Origin of the sequence: Rhodococcus sp. AH-ZY2 (assembly GCF_030916465.1) — a bacterium.
GTDB lineage: Bacteria > Actinomycetota > Actinomycetes > Mycobacteriales > Mycobacteriaceae > Rhodococcus > Rhodococcus ruber.
Window position 1 is genome coordinate 2,733,134 of sequence record NZ_CP126458.1, and the last position, 14,709, is coordinate 2,747,842.

Annotated in this window: 15 protein-coding genes and 2 tRNA genes; 10 read left to right on the forward strand and 7 right to left on the reverse strand. The window is 69.7% G+C overall.

The genetic code is table 11. The features are described from left to right. Window positions 1–10 precede the first annotated feature (10 nt). The 5 genes from QNA09_RS13540 (at window position 11) to QNA09_RS13560 (ending at window position 5,555) form a co-directional block, all read left to right on the forward strand. Window positions 11–1,324 carry a CdaR family transcriptional regulator gene (locus QNA09_RS13540; RefSeq protein WP_225222858.1) on the forward strand — a complete coding sequence of 438 codons (1,314 nt, stop codon included), beginning with the start codon at window positions 11–13 and terminating at the stop codon, window positions 1,322–1,324. Between the two features lie 128 nt (window positions 1,325–1,452). After that, window positions 1,453–2,370 (forward strand): ACP S-malonyltransferase, encoded by a 918-nt coding sequence (locus QNA09_RS13545; protein WP_017680341.1) that lies wholly within the window; start codon window positions 1,453–1,455, stop codon window positions 2,368–2,370. A 117-nt stretch (window positions 2,371–2,487) separates the two neighbouring features. Further along, a complete protein-coding gene (gene acpM, locus QNA09_RS13550) occupies window positions 2,488–2,766 on the forward strand; it encodes a meromycolate extension acyl carrier protein AcpM (RefSeq protein ID WP_003937073.1) in 279 nt (92 codons plus the stop codon). A gap of 8 nt (window positions 2,767–2,774) precedes the next feature. Further along, a complete protein-coding gene (locus tag QNA09_RS13555) occupies window positions 2,775–4,022 on the forward strand; it encodes a KasA/KasB family beta-ketoacyl-ACP synthase (protein WP_010594288.1) in 1,248 nt (415 codons plus the stop codon). A gap of 99 nt (window positions 4,023–4,121) precedes the next feature. Then, window positions 4,122–5,555, forward strand: a complete 1,434-nt coding sequence (locus QNA09_RS13560) for an acyl-CoA carboxylase subunit beta (RefSeq protein ID WP_010594287.1) — start codon at window positions 4,122–4,124, stop codon at window positions 5,553–5,555. 70 nt (window positions 5,556–5,625) lie between these two features. Here the strand turns inward: QNA09_RS13560 and QNA09_RS13565 are convergent, their stop codons facing one another. From QNA09_RS13565 to QNA09_RS13575, 3 genes are all read right to left on the reverse strand, one after another. Continuing rightward, window positions 5,626–6,135 (reverse strand): DUF3145 domain-containing protein, encoded by a 510-nt coding sequence (locus QNA09_RS13565; protein ID WP_003937070.1) that lies wholly within the window; start codon window positions 6,133–6,135, stop codon window positions 5,626–5,628. 103 nt (window positions 6,136–6,238) lie between these two features. Next, window positions 6,239–7,069: a serine hydrolase gene (locus QNA09_RS13570; RefSeq protein ID WP_010594286.1), complete on the reverse strand. Its 831-nt coding sequence runs from the start codon at window positions 7,067–7,069 to the stop codon at window positions 6,239–6,241. A 37-nt stretch (window positions 7,070–7,106) separates the two neighbouring features. Then, window positions 7,107–8,234, reverse strand: a complete 1,128-nt coding sequence (locus QNA09_RS13575) for an NDMA-dependent alcohol dehydrogenase (protein WP_010594285.1) — start codon at window positions 8,232–8,234, stop codon at window positions 7,107–7,109. A 255-nt stretch (window positions 8,235–8,489) separates the two neighbouring features. Here QNA09_RS13575 and QNA09_RS13580 point away from each other — a divergent pair, with 255 nt between their 5' ends. Continuing rightward, window positions 8,490–8,693 (forward strand): hypothetical protein, encoded by a 204-nt coding sequence (locus QNA09_RS13580; protein ID WP_010594284.1) that lies wholly within the window; start codon window positions 8,490–8,492, stop codon window positions 8,691–8,693. Window positions 8,694–8,968: 275 nt separating this feature from the next. Next, entirely contained in the window at window positions 8,969–10,573 is a 1,605-nt protein-coding gene (locus tag QNA09_RS13585) for an MBL fold metallo-hydrolase (protein WP_010594283.1), read from the forward strand. Between the two features lie 226 nt (window positions 10,574–10,799). Here the strand turns inward: QNA09_RS13585 and QNA09_RS13590 are convergent, their stop codons facing one another. Continuing rightward, window positions 10,800–11,639, reverse strand: a complete 840-nt coding sequence (locus QNA09_RS13590; RefSeq protein WP_029540024.1) for a class I SAM-dependent methyltransferase — start codon at window positions 11,637–11,639, stop codon at window positions 10,800–10,802. Between the two features lie 190 nt (window positions 11,640–11,829). Between QNA09_RS13590 and QNA09_RS13595 the strand changes: the two genes are divergently transcribed. Next, window positions 11,830–12,465: a sigma-70 family RNA polymerase sigma factor gene (locus QNA09_RS13595; protein WP_010594281.1), complete on the forward strand. Its 636-nt coding sequence runs from the start codon at window positions 11,830–11,832 to the stop codon at window positions 12,463–12,465. 70 nt (window positions 12,466–12,535) lie between these two features. Here the strand turns inward: QNA09_RS13595 and QNA09_RS13600 are convergent, their stop codons facing one another. After that, entirely contained in the window at window positions 12,536–13,000 is a 465-nt protein-coding gene (locus tag QNA09_RS13600) for an ArsI/CadI family heavy metal resistance metalloenzyme (protein WP_017680336.1), read from the reverse strand. Between the two features lie 190 nt (window positions 13,001–13,190). Here QNA09_RS13600 and QNA09_RS13605 point away from each other — a divergent pair, with 190 nt between their 5' ends. Further along, window positions 13,191–13,931, forward strand: coding sequence for a PIG-L deacetylase family protein (locus QNA09_RS13605; protein WP_010594278.1), 741 nt, complete (start codon window positions 13,191–13,193; stop codon window positions 13,929–13,931). An 18-nt stretch (window positions 13,932–13,949) separates the two neighbouring features. Here the strand turns inward: QNA09_RS13605 and QNA09_RS13610 are convergent. Both QNA09_RS13610 and QNA09_RS13615 read right to left on the reverse strand, forming a co-directional pair. Continuing rightward, window positions 13,950–14,023 (reverse strand) — tRNA-Ile (locus tag QNA09_RS13610). 212 nt (window positions 14,024–14,235) lie between these two features. Further along, window positions 14,236–14,308 (reverse strand) — tRNA-Asn (locus tag QNA09_RS13615). A gap of 146 nt (window positions 14,309–14,454) precedes the next feature. Between QNA09_RS13615 and QNA09_RS13620 the strand changes: the two genes are divergently transcribed. Continuing rightward, window positions 14,455–14,700, forward strand: coding sequence for a hypothetical protein (locus QNA09_RS13620; protein WP_010594277.1), 246 nt, complete (start codon window positions 14,455–14,457; stop codon window positions 14,698–14,700). Window positions 14,701–14,709 lie beyond the last annotated feature (9 nt).

A 14,709-nucleotide genomic window follows, 5' to 3' on the forward strand; every position in this document is an offset into this window, starting at 1 on the left:
GTTTCGTCCCATGGTCGTAGAACCCGCAGAGCCGCGTCCGAAGCGCGCACCGGGCGTCCCTACGGGGCGTCCGGTGCCGCCGGCGCGGCCGGAGCGAGATCCCCTGCCCGATGCGCTCCTGCGTCGCGTCAAGCAGTTCTCCGGACGGCTGTCCACCGAGGCCGTGCACTCCATGCAGGAACAGTTGCCGTTCTTCGCCGATCTCGACGCGTCGCAGCGGTCCAACGTGCAGCTGATCATCCAGACGGCTGTCGTCGACTTCCTCGAATGGGTGCGCAATCCCGACAGCGACCTGCGGTTCAGCCTGGACGCGTTCCAGGTGATCCCGCAGGACCTGGCGCGGCGGCTGACGTTGCGCCAGACCGTGGACATGGTCCGCGCTGCCATGGAGTTCTTCGAGCAGTGGCTGCCGGCCCTGGCACGCAACGAGCAGCAACTCGTCGCGCTCACCGAGGCGACGCTGCGCTACGGCCGGGAACTCGGGTTCGCCGCGGCCTCGGTGTACGCGAGCGCCGCGGAGTCCCGCGGCGCGTGGGACACCCGCCTCGAGGCGCTGGTCGTCGACGCGGTGGTCCGTGGCGACACCGGGTCGGACATGCTCTCGCGCGCCGCGACGCTGAACTGGGATGCGACGGCGCCGGCCACCGTGATCATCGGCACTCCCCCGCCGAACGAGGGGGTCTCGGTCGTGACGACCGTGCACTCGATCGCGCAGCAGCACGGCCGGGCGGCGCTGGCGGTGGTGCAGGGCGAGCGGCTCGTGATGGTGGTCAGCGGCGAGCTGCACGGGAGCGTCGAGGCAATGGCGTTCCGGTCCGAGCTGATGCGCAGCTTCTCGGACGATCCGGTGGTGATCGGTCCCACCACGCCCACCCTCGCGTCGGCGCATGCCTCCGCGGTCGAGGCGATGGCCGGGATGGAAGCGGTGGCCGGGTGGCGGGGCGCGCCGCGGCCGGTGCATGCGGCGGAGCTGTTGCCGGAGCGGGCCCTGCTCGGCGACGCGGGAGCGATCGCCGCCCTCGAGGACGATGTGGTGGCTCCGCTCACCGAGGCGGGTGTGGCGCTGGCCGACACCCTCGACGCATACCTCGACTGCGGGGGTGCTGTCGAGACCTGCGCCCGGCAGCTGTTTGTTCATCCAAATACCGTGCGGTACCGACTCAAGCGGATCACAGAAGTCACCGGCCGGGACCCGACGAATCCCCGTGATGCGTACGTGTTGCGGATCGCGGCCACCGTGGGAAGGTTGGCTCGAAGTCATAACGAATTGCGGACTCCAGTCCCACCCGTCTCCCGTTTCACATTGCGCGAACCGGGCGCGTAACAGGGGACGGCACTTCGTCGATGGTGAACGCCGACGTGCAGTTTTGTTGAAACCCTACAAAACTGCACCCGAGAGTTCATCCCTGCCGACATCTCGCAGGACTGTCTCCAGGGTGTTCCCTGATCATCGTGATTTCGCTGCTCGCCCCCGGTCAGGGGTCCCAGAAACCCGGCATGCTCGCCTCCTGGTTGGAGCAGGCCGGCGCCCGCGATCGCGTCCAGCTGTGGTCGAAGGCCTCGGGCCTCGACCTCGAACGCCTCGGCACCACCGCGACGGCCGCGGAGATCACCGACACCGCCGTGACCCAGCCGCTGGTCGTCGCGACGGCACTGCTCGCCTACGAGGAGCTCGAGTCCCGCGGCCTCGTCCCGGACGACACGATCGTCGCCGGGCATTCGGTCGGTGAGCTCGCCGCCGCGGCCATCGCCGGCGTCATCAGCGCGGACGAGGCGGTCATGCTCGCTGCCGTCCGCGGCGCCGAGATGGCCCGGGCGTGCGCGCTCGAGCCGACCGGCATGTCGGCCGTGCTCGGCGGCCGGGAGGACGAGGTGCTCGCCCGGCTGGCCGAGCTGGGCCTGACGCCGGCGAACGTGAATGCCGCCGGCCAGATCGTCGCCGCCGGCCGCCTCACGGCGCTCGAGGAGCTCGCGGCGAACGCTCCGGAGAAGGCCCGGATCCGGCCCCTTCCGGTCGCCGGGGCCTTCCACACCGCATTCATGGCCCCGGCCCAGGAAGCCGTCGCCGAGGCCGCGGCGAAGATCGTGCCCAGCGATCCGACCCGCACGTTGCTGTCCAACTCCGACGGGGCGCCGGTCGCCTCGGGAGCGGACGCACTGACCAAGCTTGCCGCACAGGTCACCCGACCGGTGCGCTGGGACCTGTGCACCGCGACCCTGCGTGCGGCCGAGGTCTCGGCGGTCGTGGAGCTTCCCCCGGCCGGCACCCTGGTCGGCATCGCCAAGCGTGAGATGCGCGGCACGCCGACCACGGCACTCCAGACCCCTGAGGAGATCTCAGCGCTGGCCGAATCGATCAGAGTCGGTTAGTTTGCTGCGCGCGCGTCGCGCAGCACGGGACCTGCCCTCGACGGGCACCCGGAATCCGGGCGGAACCCTCCACCCGGTCCGATCACAGCAAGACGAAACGAAGAAGGGAGCCACGACGTGGCCGCCACCCAGGAAGAAATCATCGCCGGTCTCGCGGAGATCATCGAAGAGGTCACCGGCATCGAGCCCTCCGAGGTGACCGTCGAGAAGTCGTTCGTCGACGATCTCGACATCGACTCCCTGTCCATGGTGGAGATCGCCGTGCAGACCGAGGACAAGTACGGCGTGAAGATCCCCGACGAGGATCTCGCGAGCCTGCGCACCGTCGGTGACGCCGTCGCGTACATCCAGAAGCTCGAGGCCGAGGGCGTCCAGGCCACGAACGACAACGAGTGAGCTCAACCGTGACTTCCGCCTCTCCCCGCACAGGGACATTTCCCAACGTCGTCGTCACCAGCCTCGCGGCCACGACATCGATCGCAGGTGACGTGGATGCCACGTGGAAGGGCCTGCTCGCCGGTGAGAGCGGGATCGACACGCTGACCGGATTCGTCGACGAGTTCGACCTGCCGGTTCGCATCGGCGGCAAGCTCACGACGAGCCCCGACGAAACCCTCTCACGCGTCGAGATCCGCCGGATGAGCTTCGTCGAGCGGCTCGCGCTCCACCTCGGCCGCACCGTGTGGGCGAATGCCGGCAGCCCGGAGGTCGACCGCGAACGCCTCGGCGTCGTCGTCGGCACCGGTCTCGGTGGTGGCGAAGCGCTCATCGACGCGGTCGACAAGCTGCGCGGCGGCGGCTACCGCAAGGTGTCCCCGTTCGCCGTGCAGATGGTCATGCCGAACGGCCCGTCGGCGACCGTGGGTCTCGAGCTCGGCGCGAAGGCCGGCGTGATGACGCCGGTGTCCGCCTGCTCGTCCGGCAACGAGGCCATCGCCCACGCCTACCGGATGATCGCGATGGGCGATGCCGACATCGTCGTCGCCGGTGGTGTCGAGGGCCAGCTCGACGCGGTTGCCACCGCCAGCTTCGCCATGATGCGGGCACTGAGCACCCGCAACGAGGATCCGCGTGGGGCGTCGCGCCCGTTCGACAAGGACCGCGACGGTTTCGTCTTCGGCGAGGCCGGCGCGCTGATGGTGCTCGAGACCGAGGAACACGCCAAGGCTCGCGGCGCCACCATCCACGCCCGTCTGCTCGGCGCCGGCATCACCTCGGACGGATTCCACATCGTGGCCCCCGATCCCGAGGGGACCGGCGCGGCACGCGCCATGACGAAGGCCCTCCACGGCGCCGGCCTGACGCCGTCCGACATCGGCTTCGTCAACGCGCATGCCACCGCCACGCCCATCGGCGACATCGCCGAGGCGAAGGCGATCAATGCCGCGGTGGGCAACCACGCCGCGGTGTACGCACCGAAGGGTGCCCTCGGGCATTCGATCGGTGCGGTCGGTGCGCTGGAAGCGGTCCTGACGGTCCTGAGCCTGCGGGACGGGGTCATCCCGCCCACGCTCAATGTGGACAACCAGGATCCAGAGATCGATCTCGACGTCGTGAAGGGCGAAGCCCGGTACGGCCAGATCGATTTCGCGCTGAACAACTCGTTCGGTTTCGGTGGGCACAACGTTGCGCTCGCGTTCGGCCGGGCCTGACCCGACCGGACTTCGCTCGCCGTCGGGGTGGGGATCTCGTCACGAGATCCCCACCCCCGGCGCCCATCCCCCGCTCTTGCCTTGCCCGAGGAGAACGCGATGACCGTCCTGGAACCTGCTCAGACGCGCGACGCTGCCGTCGATCCCCGCGATCCGCTCCGGCGGCTCGAGCGACTGTTCGACGCGGGCACCCTGAGCCTGCTGCACCCCCGGGACAAGTCCGGCATGCTCGCCGCGATCGGTTCCATCGACGGCGTCCGGACCGTCGCGTACTGCTCCGACGCCACCGTGATGGGTGGCGCCATGGGCGTGGACGGCTGCAAGCACATCGTCGACGCCATCGACACCGCCCTCGAGCAGGACATCCCGATCGTGGGGCTGTGGCATTCGGGCGGTGCCCGGCTCGCAGAGGGCGTCGACTCCCTGCACGCGGTCGGCTTGATCTTCGAGGCAATGGTCCGCGCTTCCGGGCGGATCCCCCAGATCTCCGTCGTCCTCGGGTTCGCGGCGGGTGGCGCCGCCTACGGACCGGCACTCACCGACATCGTCATCATGGCGCCCGAGGCCCGCATCTTCGTCACCGGTCCCGACGTGGTGCGCAGCGTCACCGGTGAGCAGGTCGACATGGAATCGCTCGGCGGTCCGGACACCCACACCAAGAAGTCGGGCGTTGCGCACATCGCCGCCCACGACGAGGACGACGCCCTGCACCGGGCCCGTCGCCTCGTGTCGATGCTTGCCGAACAAGGCGAGTTCGACCTCGACGCCGCCCGTCGCGGCGACACCGACTTGCGGGCGCTGCTGCCCGAATCCCCGCGCCGCGCCTACGATGTCCGCCCGATCGTGCACGAGCTGCTCGACAACGTCGAGGGCGAGTCCAGCTTCGAGGAACTGCAGGCCGGCTGGGCGCGCAGCGTCGTCACCGGTTTCGGTCGTCTCGGCGGCCGCACCGTCGGCGTCATCGCGAACAACCCCTTGCGTCTCGGTGGCTGCCTGGATTCCGTCAGCGCCGAGAAGTCCGCGCGCTTCGTGCGCCTGTGCAATGCGTTCGGTGTCCCTCTCGTCGTCGTCGTCGACGTGCCCGGCTACCTGCCCGGCGTGAGCCAGGAGTGGGAGGGTGTCGTCCGTCGCGGAGCGAAGCTGCTGCATGCCTTCGCCGAGTCCGAGGTGCCCCGCGTGACGCTGGTGACCCGGAAGATCTACGGCGGCGCCTACATCGCGATGAACTCCCGGGCCCTGGGTGCGACCGCCGTGTTCGCCTGGCCCGACGCCGAGGTCGCCGTGATGGGCGCCAAGGCGGCGGTGGGGATCCTGCACAAGCGGGCCCTGGCCGCGGCACCGGAAGAGGAACGCGAGGCGCTGCACGACCGTCTCGCCGCCGAGCACGAAGCCATCGCCGGCGGCGTCGGCCGGGCGATGTCGATCGGTGTCGTCGACGAACTCATCGATCCGGCGACGACCCGCAGCACGCTCGCCCAGGCGCTGGCGTCGGCTCCGGCGCGTCGCGGCCGGCACAAGAACATCCCGCTGTAGGCGGCTGCGCCGCCGGTGCGTCTTTTGGGTTGCCCCAGCAGCCCAAAAGACGCACGGGCCGCGTAGCGGCCTATCCCACGTTCCGGCGCAGCCAGGTCACCTCGGCGCCCTCGCCGCCGCTGCGGTAGGGCTCGAGGGCCTCGTCCCAGGCCGTGCCCAACACCCGGTTCAGCTCCTCGACGATGTTGCTGCCACCGGCGAGCAGTGACCGCAGCCGCATCTCGCCGACCACGACGTCGCCGTTCGCGCTCGTGTTGCCCCGCCACAGTCCCAGTCCGGGCACGTGACTGTAGCGCTCGCCGTCGACGCCGTCGCTGGGGTCCTCGGTGATCTCGAAGCGGATCATCGGCCACACCCGGAGGGCGTCGACGAGGCGTGCGGCGGTCCCCACCGGACCCGCCCAGTTCACAGTGGTGCGCAGTTGTCCGACGTCGACCGGTTGACCGATCCAGGTGAGATCCGGACGGCAATCGAGGGTGGCGGCCAGTGCCCATTCGATATGCGGGCAGACCGCAGCAGGCGACGAGTGGATGTAGACCACCCCGGTCGTCGCATCCGCGAACTGGTTCGACGCACGCACTACACACCTCCACTTCGACGAGGGACGTCTTCCCCAACGGCCTGACATCGAAGCGGTCGCGCATGGCGACAGAGGACAGTCTGCCCGTGTTACTCCTGTTTCGCTAGGGAACGGATGAGGAATTTGAGAATTCGGTGAGGACGTCGTCCGCGAGGGCGGGCCACAGTGGTTTCGCCCACTCGCCGAATGCCCTGTCCGTCAGCACGACACACGCGATCCCCGCGCGGGGATCGACCCACAGGAATGTACCGGACTGACCGAAGTGCCCGTACGTTTCGGGTGAATTGGCCGCACCGGTCCAGTGGGGGTCCTTCCGGCCGCGGATCTCGACACCGAGCCCCCAGTCGTTGGGCTTGTGCATCCCGTACCCGGGCACGATCCCGTCGAGTCCGGGGAACTGCACCCGGGTGGCCTCCGCAAGCGTCTGGGTCGACACCAGACGGGGCGCGAGCAGTTCCGCGGCGAAGTGCGTCAGGTCGGTGAGCGACGACTGCCCACCGTGCCCGGCAGGTCCCGGCAGCGACGACTCCCGCATGCCGAGCGGCTCGAAGACGGCCTGGGTGAGGTATTCGGGGAACGGGATGCCGGTCTCGCCCTCGACGAGCTCCGCGAGAATTTCGAAGCCCGCGCTCGAGTAGATCCGCTTGCGGCCGGGCTCCGCCTGCGACACGCGTTCGTCGAAGGCCAGTCCCGAGGCGTGCGCCAGCAGATGGCGGACGGTCGACCCCGGCGGACCGGCGGGCTGATCGAGTTCGAGCGCGCCCTCCTCCACAGCGACGAGGACCGCGTAGGCGACGAGCGGCTTGGTGACCGATGCGAGACGGTAGAGCCGCAACTGGTCGCCGCGCTCTGCGACGACGCCGCCGGCGCGGGTGAGAACCGCGGCGGCGGCGTGGTCGACAGGCCAGTCGGAGATCGCGTCGAGGCTGTTCACGTACCCAGCCTAGAAGACGGCACCGGTGGCCGCGGAATCACCGATCGGCGTCGGTGTACCGGATGACGCCGCGGATGTTCTTCCCGTCGAGCATGTCCTGGTAGCCGTCGTTGACCTGCTCGAGGGTATACGTGCGGGTGACCATGTCCGCGAGGTTGAGCTGTCCGGCCTTGTACATCGCGAGCAGGTTCGGAATGTCGACCCGCGCATTGCAGCCGCCGAAGATGTTGCCCTGCAGATCCTTCTGCAGCATCGCGAACAGGAACGCGTTCAGCTTCACGTCCATGTCCGTCATGTGCCCCATCGCGGTGACCACGCAGCGGCCGTTCTTCGCGGTCAGCTGCAAGGCCTCCTCGACGTACTCGCCGCGCATCTCGCCCACGGTGATGATCGTCTTGTCCGCCATGCGTCCCCACGTGGTCTCCATGATCGGCATGAGCGCCTCGGCCATCGACGGGTAGGCGTGCGTCGCGCCGAACTTCAGGGCCTGCTCCCGCTTCCACGGCACGGGGTCGATCGCGAAGATCTGTCGCGCTCCGGACGCGACGGCGCCCTGCAGGGCGCTCATCCCCACGCCCCCCACGCCGATCACGGCGACAGCCTCCCCGGGCTTGACGTCGGCGACGTGGGTGGCCGAGCCCCAGCCGGTGGGCACGCCGCAGCCGACGAGGGCGGCCAGCTCGAACGGGACGTCCTTGTCGATCTTGACGACCTGTGTCTGGTTGACCGTCATGTACGGCGAGAAGGTGCCGAGCAGGCACATCGGGATCACGTGCTGTCCGCGCGCCTGGATCCGGTAGGTGCCGTCGGAGATCGCCATCCCGCTGAGCAGGCCCGCGCCGAGATCGCACAGGTTCGAGTGACCGGTGGCGCACGACGGGCAGCGACCGCATGCCGGAATGAAGGACAGGACGACGTGATCGCCGACCTCCAGGCCGACGACGCCGTCGCCGACCTTCGTGATGACGCCGGACCCCTCGTGGCCGCCCATCACCGGGAAGGACGGCATGGGCGTCGCTCCCGTGACGATGTGGTGGTCCGAGTGGCACATCCCCGCCGCCTCCATGCGGATCTGCACCTCGCCCGCGACCGGGTCACCGATCTCGATTTCCTCCACCGACCACGGCTCGTTGAGACCCCACAGGATCGCGCCCTTGGTCTTCATCTGCATCGCCCTCCGTCACAGTGCGTGTGTACGCATGTGACCATAGCCACAAGACGGCGAAATTGGAACAGGTTCTATCGCCGGCGGTCGGCCCGGCCGCAAGCCGGACCGCACCCCCGCCGCACCCGCCGGGCCGGCGGCGCCGGCACGGTGAAACCGGACCGATCACGCGAACGGGACGTCGACCAGGGTGAATCCCAGGGTGAAGATCGAAAACCGCGTAACCCTTCCCCGGGCAGCGGCGGTGTAGACGGCATGAACGTGATCGCCTCGCTGCTCGTCGCGTGGGTCGCCGTCGCTGCGGTGGTGGCCACGATCGTCGGGGCAGCGATCGCCCTCAGAGCCGAGCATCGGTCCCCGCGGCCCGGTCCGATGCAGCCGAAGGGACCACGACGGCGCCCGCACGGTGCGGCCCGCGCCGAGCGGCCGCGCACCGTGTGCGCGGAGCTGCGGGACTGACGCGGCGCCCGGCCCGTCCGGGCGGGGCGCCGGTCCGAGGTGGCGCCGAACGTCGGGGTGCTCGACGCCACCACGATGTCCATCGGGCAGGCGCCGGCGCGTGTGACAGCAGGCGAGGGTGAGACCCGGGGTGATATCCACGGCCGGCGGGTGCGGTCCCGTCGGCGCACTCCGATACGCGACATGCCCAACCGGGTCCGACCGACCCGAGGTTCGGATAGCTTGACTGTGGTACCCGCAATTTCGGCCGCGATTCCATGTCGTAGGAGCTGCGTGTGGCGCACGACCCGACTCTCGTCTTCCACGGCGCCGCGCAGACGGTCACCGGCTCGTGCACGGAGATCGCGCTGGACTCGACGCGGATTCTGGTGGACTGCGGCCTGTTCCAGGGCTCACGCACTCTCGAAGAGCTGAACTACGGTGACTTCGCGTTCGCACCGGACGAGATCGACGCCGTCGTCCTCACCCATGCCCACATCGATCATTGCGGTCTGCTGCCCAAGCTGGTGGCCCAGGGTTTCGAGGGGCCGATCTTCTGCACCGGCCCGACCACCGACCTGCTGGAATTCATGCTCGCCGACGCCGGGCGCATCCAGGAATTCGAAGCCGAGCGGCGGAATCGGCGACGCGACCGCACGCGCGGAAGGAGGTTCGCCCCGCTGTACACGGAGGCAGACGCCCTTGCCGCCTGGGGGCAGGCCCGTCCTGTGGCGCTCGAAGAGTGGTTCGAGCCCGCTGCAGGCTTTCGCGCACGGCTGTGGAACGCGGGGCACATACTGGGGGCCGCGTCGGCGGAGATCGACGCGGAGGGTGTGCGCCTGCTCTTCTCCGGCGACCTCGGTCCCGCCCAGAAGGCGTTCCACCCCGACCCGACCGGCCCCTCGGGGCCGGACCATCTCGTCTGCGAATCCACCTACGGAAACCGGACCCGCGTGCGGATGACGATCGAGCAACGGCGTGACCTGCTCGAAGAGGAGATCGACCGTGCGCTCGGGCACGGCGGCAACCTCGTCGTCCCCGCCTTCGCGCTGGAACGGACGCAGGAACTGCTGCTCGACATCGCACACCTCGTCGACGAGAACCGCATCCCCGCGGTGCCGGTGTTCGTCGACTCACCGCTCGCCAACCGGGCGACCGCGGTGTTCGCCGCGCACGCGAGCGAACTCGAGGATCTCGAGGGGAAGAACATCTTCCACCATCCGGCGATCCACTACATCGACGACGCCTCCACGTCCAAGCGGATCAACGACGTCTCGGGAGCGATCATCATCGCGGCCTCGGGAATGTGCGAGGCGGGGCGCATCCGTCACCACCTGAAGCACAATCTGCACCGCCGGGATTCGACGATTCTGTTCGTCGGCTTCCAGGCGCAGGGTTCGCTCGGCCGCGTGATTCTCGACGGTGCGAAGCGTGTCCGCATCTCCGGTCAGGACATCGACGTGCGGGCGCAGATCCGGCGGATCGACAGCTATTCCGCACACGCGGATCAGGCCGAACTCCTGGACTGGATCACGGCACGCGGTCCCGTGGCAGGCAGCCTGTTCCTCACCCACGGCGAGCCGGAGGCCGTGGCGGCGCTGGCCGAACTGGTGCACGAGCTCGATCCTTCGCTGTCGATCGTCACCCCGGAGATCGGCGAGAGCTACCAGGTGGCGCCCGGCGCCCCCGCGTCACGGGTTCGACCCGCTCGCGCGGACGTCGCGCGCCTGAGCGGGCGCGATTGGCAGAACGACTACGCCGAACTGGCAGTGAGCCTCAAGCAGCAGCTCGGACGCATCGCGGATGCGGAGTCGCGCCGGAAGGCCGTCACCGAGATCCGCGAGATCCTCGACAGCTACGCGGATGTCCACCCCTCGCACGGCACGCGGAAGCGCCGCTGAGCCGGTCCGCACCCCCTCGAGGCGCCCGAATCGCCTGGTTCGGGACCTTCTACCCTGCCCGACCGGGCCGTTCTCCTTCACATCCGCTCGCAGGCCGCCTACGCTCGAATCCGGCCACGCCCCCCTGCACAGTGGCCCTGCCCCGCCGGCGACGACGCGCGAAGCCGGCGGGGCCTCGCATCCTCCCCCTTCGGCAGCACTGCAGCGCCCGCACCTACCGGGGCGGCTACCTCTTGCGGGCGGTGAGCAGCAGGTACTCGGCGTCGTACGCGGTCCGGCCGGGCTCTCCGGCTCGATTCCAGTCCGTGAGGAACTGCAGAAAGCTCCGGTCGAGCTCCGCGGTCCGGTCCGGGTCGGCGGCGTTGAACCGGTACACCGCGATCACCGGACCGTAGTTGCGCTTCCAGTACTCGCGGAACTCGGCCGGCTCCGGGCTGTGGTCCATCACCACGCTTCGGCGATCCATGCTCAGGTCGCTGATCCGATCGCCGAACAACTCGCGGACGTGCCGCTCGTCGCCCCACATCGGGGGCGGCGACGCGCCTTGCGGGGGCGGCGGCGCATACGGGGCCATGAGCCGGAACAGCTGACCGATGAAGCCCTCCGGTGTCCAGTTGATCATCCCGATCGTCCCACCCGGCCGGCACACCCGCAGCAGTTCGTCGGCGACGGCCCGGTGGTGTGGTGCGAACATCGCGCCCACGCTGGAGAGCACGACGTCGAAGCCGGCGTCGGGGAACGGCAGGGCCTCCGCGTCCGCCTCCACCCACTCGAGGTCCACGCCCCGCTCCGCCGCGGCGCTGCGGCCCGCGACGAACAACTCCGGCGTCAGATCGGCGGCGGTGACGATCGCGCCCCGTTCGGCGGCCGGGATGGCAGCGTTGCCGGATCCGGCGCCCACGTCGAGGACCCGCAGGCCCGCCACCACCCCGGCCGCGGCGACGAGCGTCGGCCCGAACGTCGGGATCAGGTCGGCCGCGACCGCCGGATAGTTCCCGGCCGCCCACAACGCCCGGTGCCTGGCCTTCAGCGCCCGGTCGCCGTCACGTTCCACGATGCCGGTCATGATCACTCCTTCGTCCGATGCTGCGGGATCGTGTGTCCCGCACTGGCACCGAGACAGACGTCGCCGCCGCCGCAGGGACGCAATCCCGGCGGAGCGTGCAGGCACCGACGTGGGAGTGCGTCCTTTCCCCGGTACCGTCGTCTGTGGAGGGACACCGCCCGTACAGCGCCCCTTCCCGGAGGACCACACCATGACCACGGCATCCACCCTGACCACGGCATCCACCAGGTCCGCGACGGACGCGGACGCCCTGACCACCGAAGCCGTCTGGCGCGAGTTCGGAGCGCAGCTCCGCGTCTTCGTGCAGCGGCGGATCGCCGATCCGGACCGCGCCGACGACGTGCTCGGCGAAATCCTGCTGCGCGTCCACAGGAACCTCGGCCGGGTCGAGGACCGCGAGCACCTGATCCGGTGGGTGTACCGGATCGCCCGCAGCGCGATCATCGACGACTACCGACGGGCCGCCCGGGATCGGGACCGGCTCGCACCGCTCACCGGCGACGCGCCCGACCCGGCCGGACCGGACGGGGACGACGCGGCGACCGCCCAGCGGGAGCTGGCCGCCTGCCTGCGCCCGCTGCTCGACGGGCTCTCCCCCGAGCAGCGCCGAGCCGTCGAGCTGACCGACCTGGAAGGTCTGACGCAGGCCCGCGCCGCCGCCGTCGAAGGGGTGTCGCTGTCGGGAATGAAGTCCCGGGTCCAGCGGGGCCGGCGGAAGCTGGCCGAACTGCTCGGACGGTGCTGCGCCCTGACCCTCGATGCGCACGGGATGCCCGTGGACTACACCACCCCGACCGACTGCCGCTGCGCCGGCGACCCCCGCTGATCCAGGGGTGCTGATCCTGCGGTGCGCGCCGGTGTGCCGTCGCCGGACGGCACACCGGGGCGAGTTCCGATCAGCCGCAGCAGGCCCCCGCTGTCGGGCTGTCCTCGCTCGCGCAGGCGACCGCACACGCCGAACCCGTCAGCCCGTCCGGGTTGGCGGGATCGTCGTCGGTCACGGCGTAGTACTCCCACCATCCGTTGGGCACGTCGGGCGCGTCGACGAAAACCTTGTCCTGCACGGCATGGCAGCACAGATCCTGCTCGGCGATCGTGGCGGTCAGTCCGGCAGCACGGAACCGAGCCAGCGCTCCGGACACCTCGTCGGGGCCGTCCGTCTCGATCCCCAGGTGGTTCAGACGTTCGCGCGCACCGGGATTCTCGATCAGCACCAGCTTCAGCGGCGGGTCCTCGATCGCGAAGTTGGCGTACCCGGGGCGCTGTTTGTGCGGTGACACCCCGAACAACGCGGTGTAGAACTCGGTCGCCGCGGTGATGTCCTCGACGTTGAGAGCGAGCTGGACTCGGGTGGCAGACATGGCGGTCTCTCCTCGAAATCGGGACACCGGCCCGGGAATCCACCATGGATCCTCGTCACCGTGTGTCCTCCCTACTGACGACCGTCGCGCCGAACGGACGCAGCCGCGTCGTTCGCGCTCGGCGAATGCGTCCTTCGCCGCGGTGCGACGTCCGAAAGGAGACCCGGTCACCGACTCGAAAGGACCCGTCGTGAACACCACATCGACCACGCTGCCCGAGAACTGGAACCGCGCGATGGCCGTCGTCGCGCATCCCGACGACCTCGAGTACGGCGCGGCCGGCGCCGTCGCCCGCTGGACCCGCTCGGGCAAGTCGGTGGCCTACGTCGTCGCCACCGACGGCGAGGCCGGCATCGACGGCCGCACCCCCGCCGAGGCGGCACCTCTGCGACGCCGCGAGCAGCTCGAAGCCGCCGCCGTCGTCGGCGTCGAGGACGTGACATTCCTCGGATACCGCGACGGCGTCGTCGAATACGGACTCGACCTGCGCCGCGCCATCGCCCGCGAGATCCGGAGGTTCCGGCCGGACGTGCTGATCACCGCCACGTACGAGCCCACCTACGGACTGGACGGCGGGCGCATCGTCAATCAGGCCGACCACCGCGCCGTGGGCCTGGCGGTACTCGACGGCGCCCGCGACGCCGGCAATCGCTGGATCTTCCCCGAGTTGCTCGACGAGAACCTGCCTCCGTGGCACGGGGTCGGCCACGTGTACCTGATGGGCGCGAACGAGCCGTCGCACGCCGTCGACGTCACCGAGAGTCTCGACGCCGGAATCGAATCACTGCGCGCCCACCGGTCCTACCTGGACGGGCTGGGCCGGGACTTCGATCCTGCGGCGTTCCTGCGCGAGTTCACCGCGGCCGCCGGAACCCGAATCGGCGTGCGGCACGCCGTCGCCTTCCAGCAGATCCGGCTCCAGGGGGTGTGACGGCCGGAGCGGGAAGGGTGGGGCGGGCGGGGCTCGAACCCGCGACCAATGGATTATGAGTCCACGGCTCTAACCGACTGAGCTACCGCCCCGTCCGCGCGTATCCGAAGGTACGCGACGTGTGCCGAATGCTACCGGCCGCGACGGCCGGTCCCGGTCGCGGGTCACCCCGTGTCGCCGGGCCAGGCCGAACCGCGGCCACGAGGAGGCGTGTGTAACTTCCGTCACACCGGCCACGGTTCGTGCCGGCCGGGACGCGAAAACCCCTTCCACCCGAGATCGGGTGGAAGGGGTTTTCCGGAAGCTCCCCCGGCTGGACTCGAACCAGCAACCGTTCGATTAACAGTCGAATGCTCTGCCAATTGAGCTACAGGGGATTGTCCTGCGTGCCCCGCCGTTTCCCGCGGTGCGTGAAGAACTGTAGCGCCCCACCCGACGCGGCACCAAATCGCCTGCCTGTGAGCCCGGGGACCTGGATCGGGCAGGATGGGTAAGACGCTGACACGGCTGAACGGAGACGACGTTGATCGGACTTTTGGTGGGGGTTGCCGCGGGCTACGTCCTGGGGACACGGGCGGGCCGCGCCCGATACGAACAGCTCAGCAGGACGGCGAAGGCGGTCGCAGGTAGCCCGGTGACGAAGAAGGCGATCGAGGTGAGCCGGCAGAAGCTGGCCGACTCCCTCAGCCCGGAGCCGAAGCTCGAACCGATGAAGCCGCTCGACGAGCAGACCACGATCCTCGTCCCCCGCGACCAGTTGCGGCGGTGACGCGGGTGG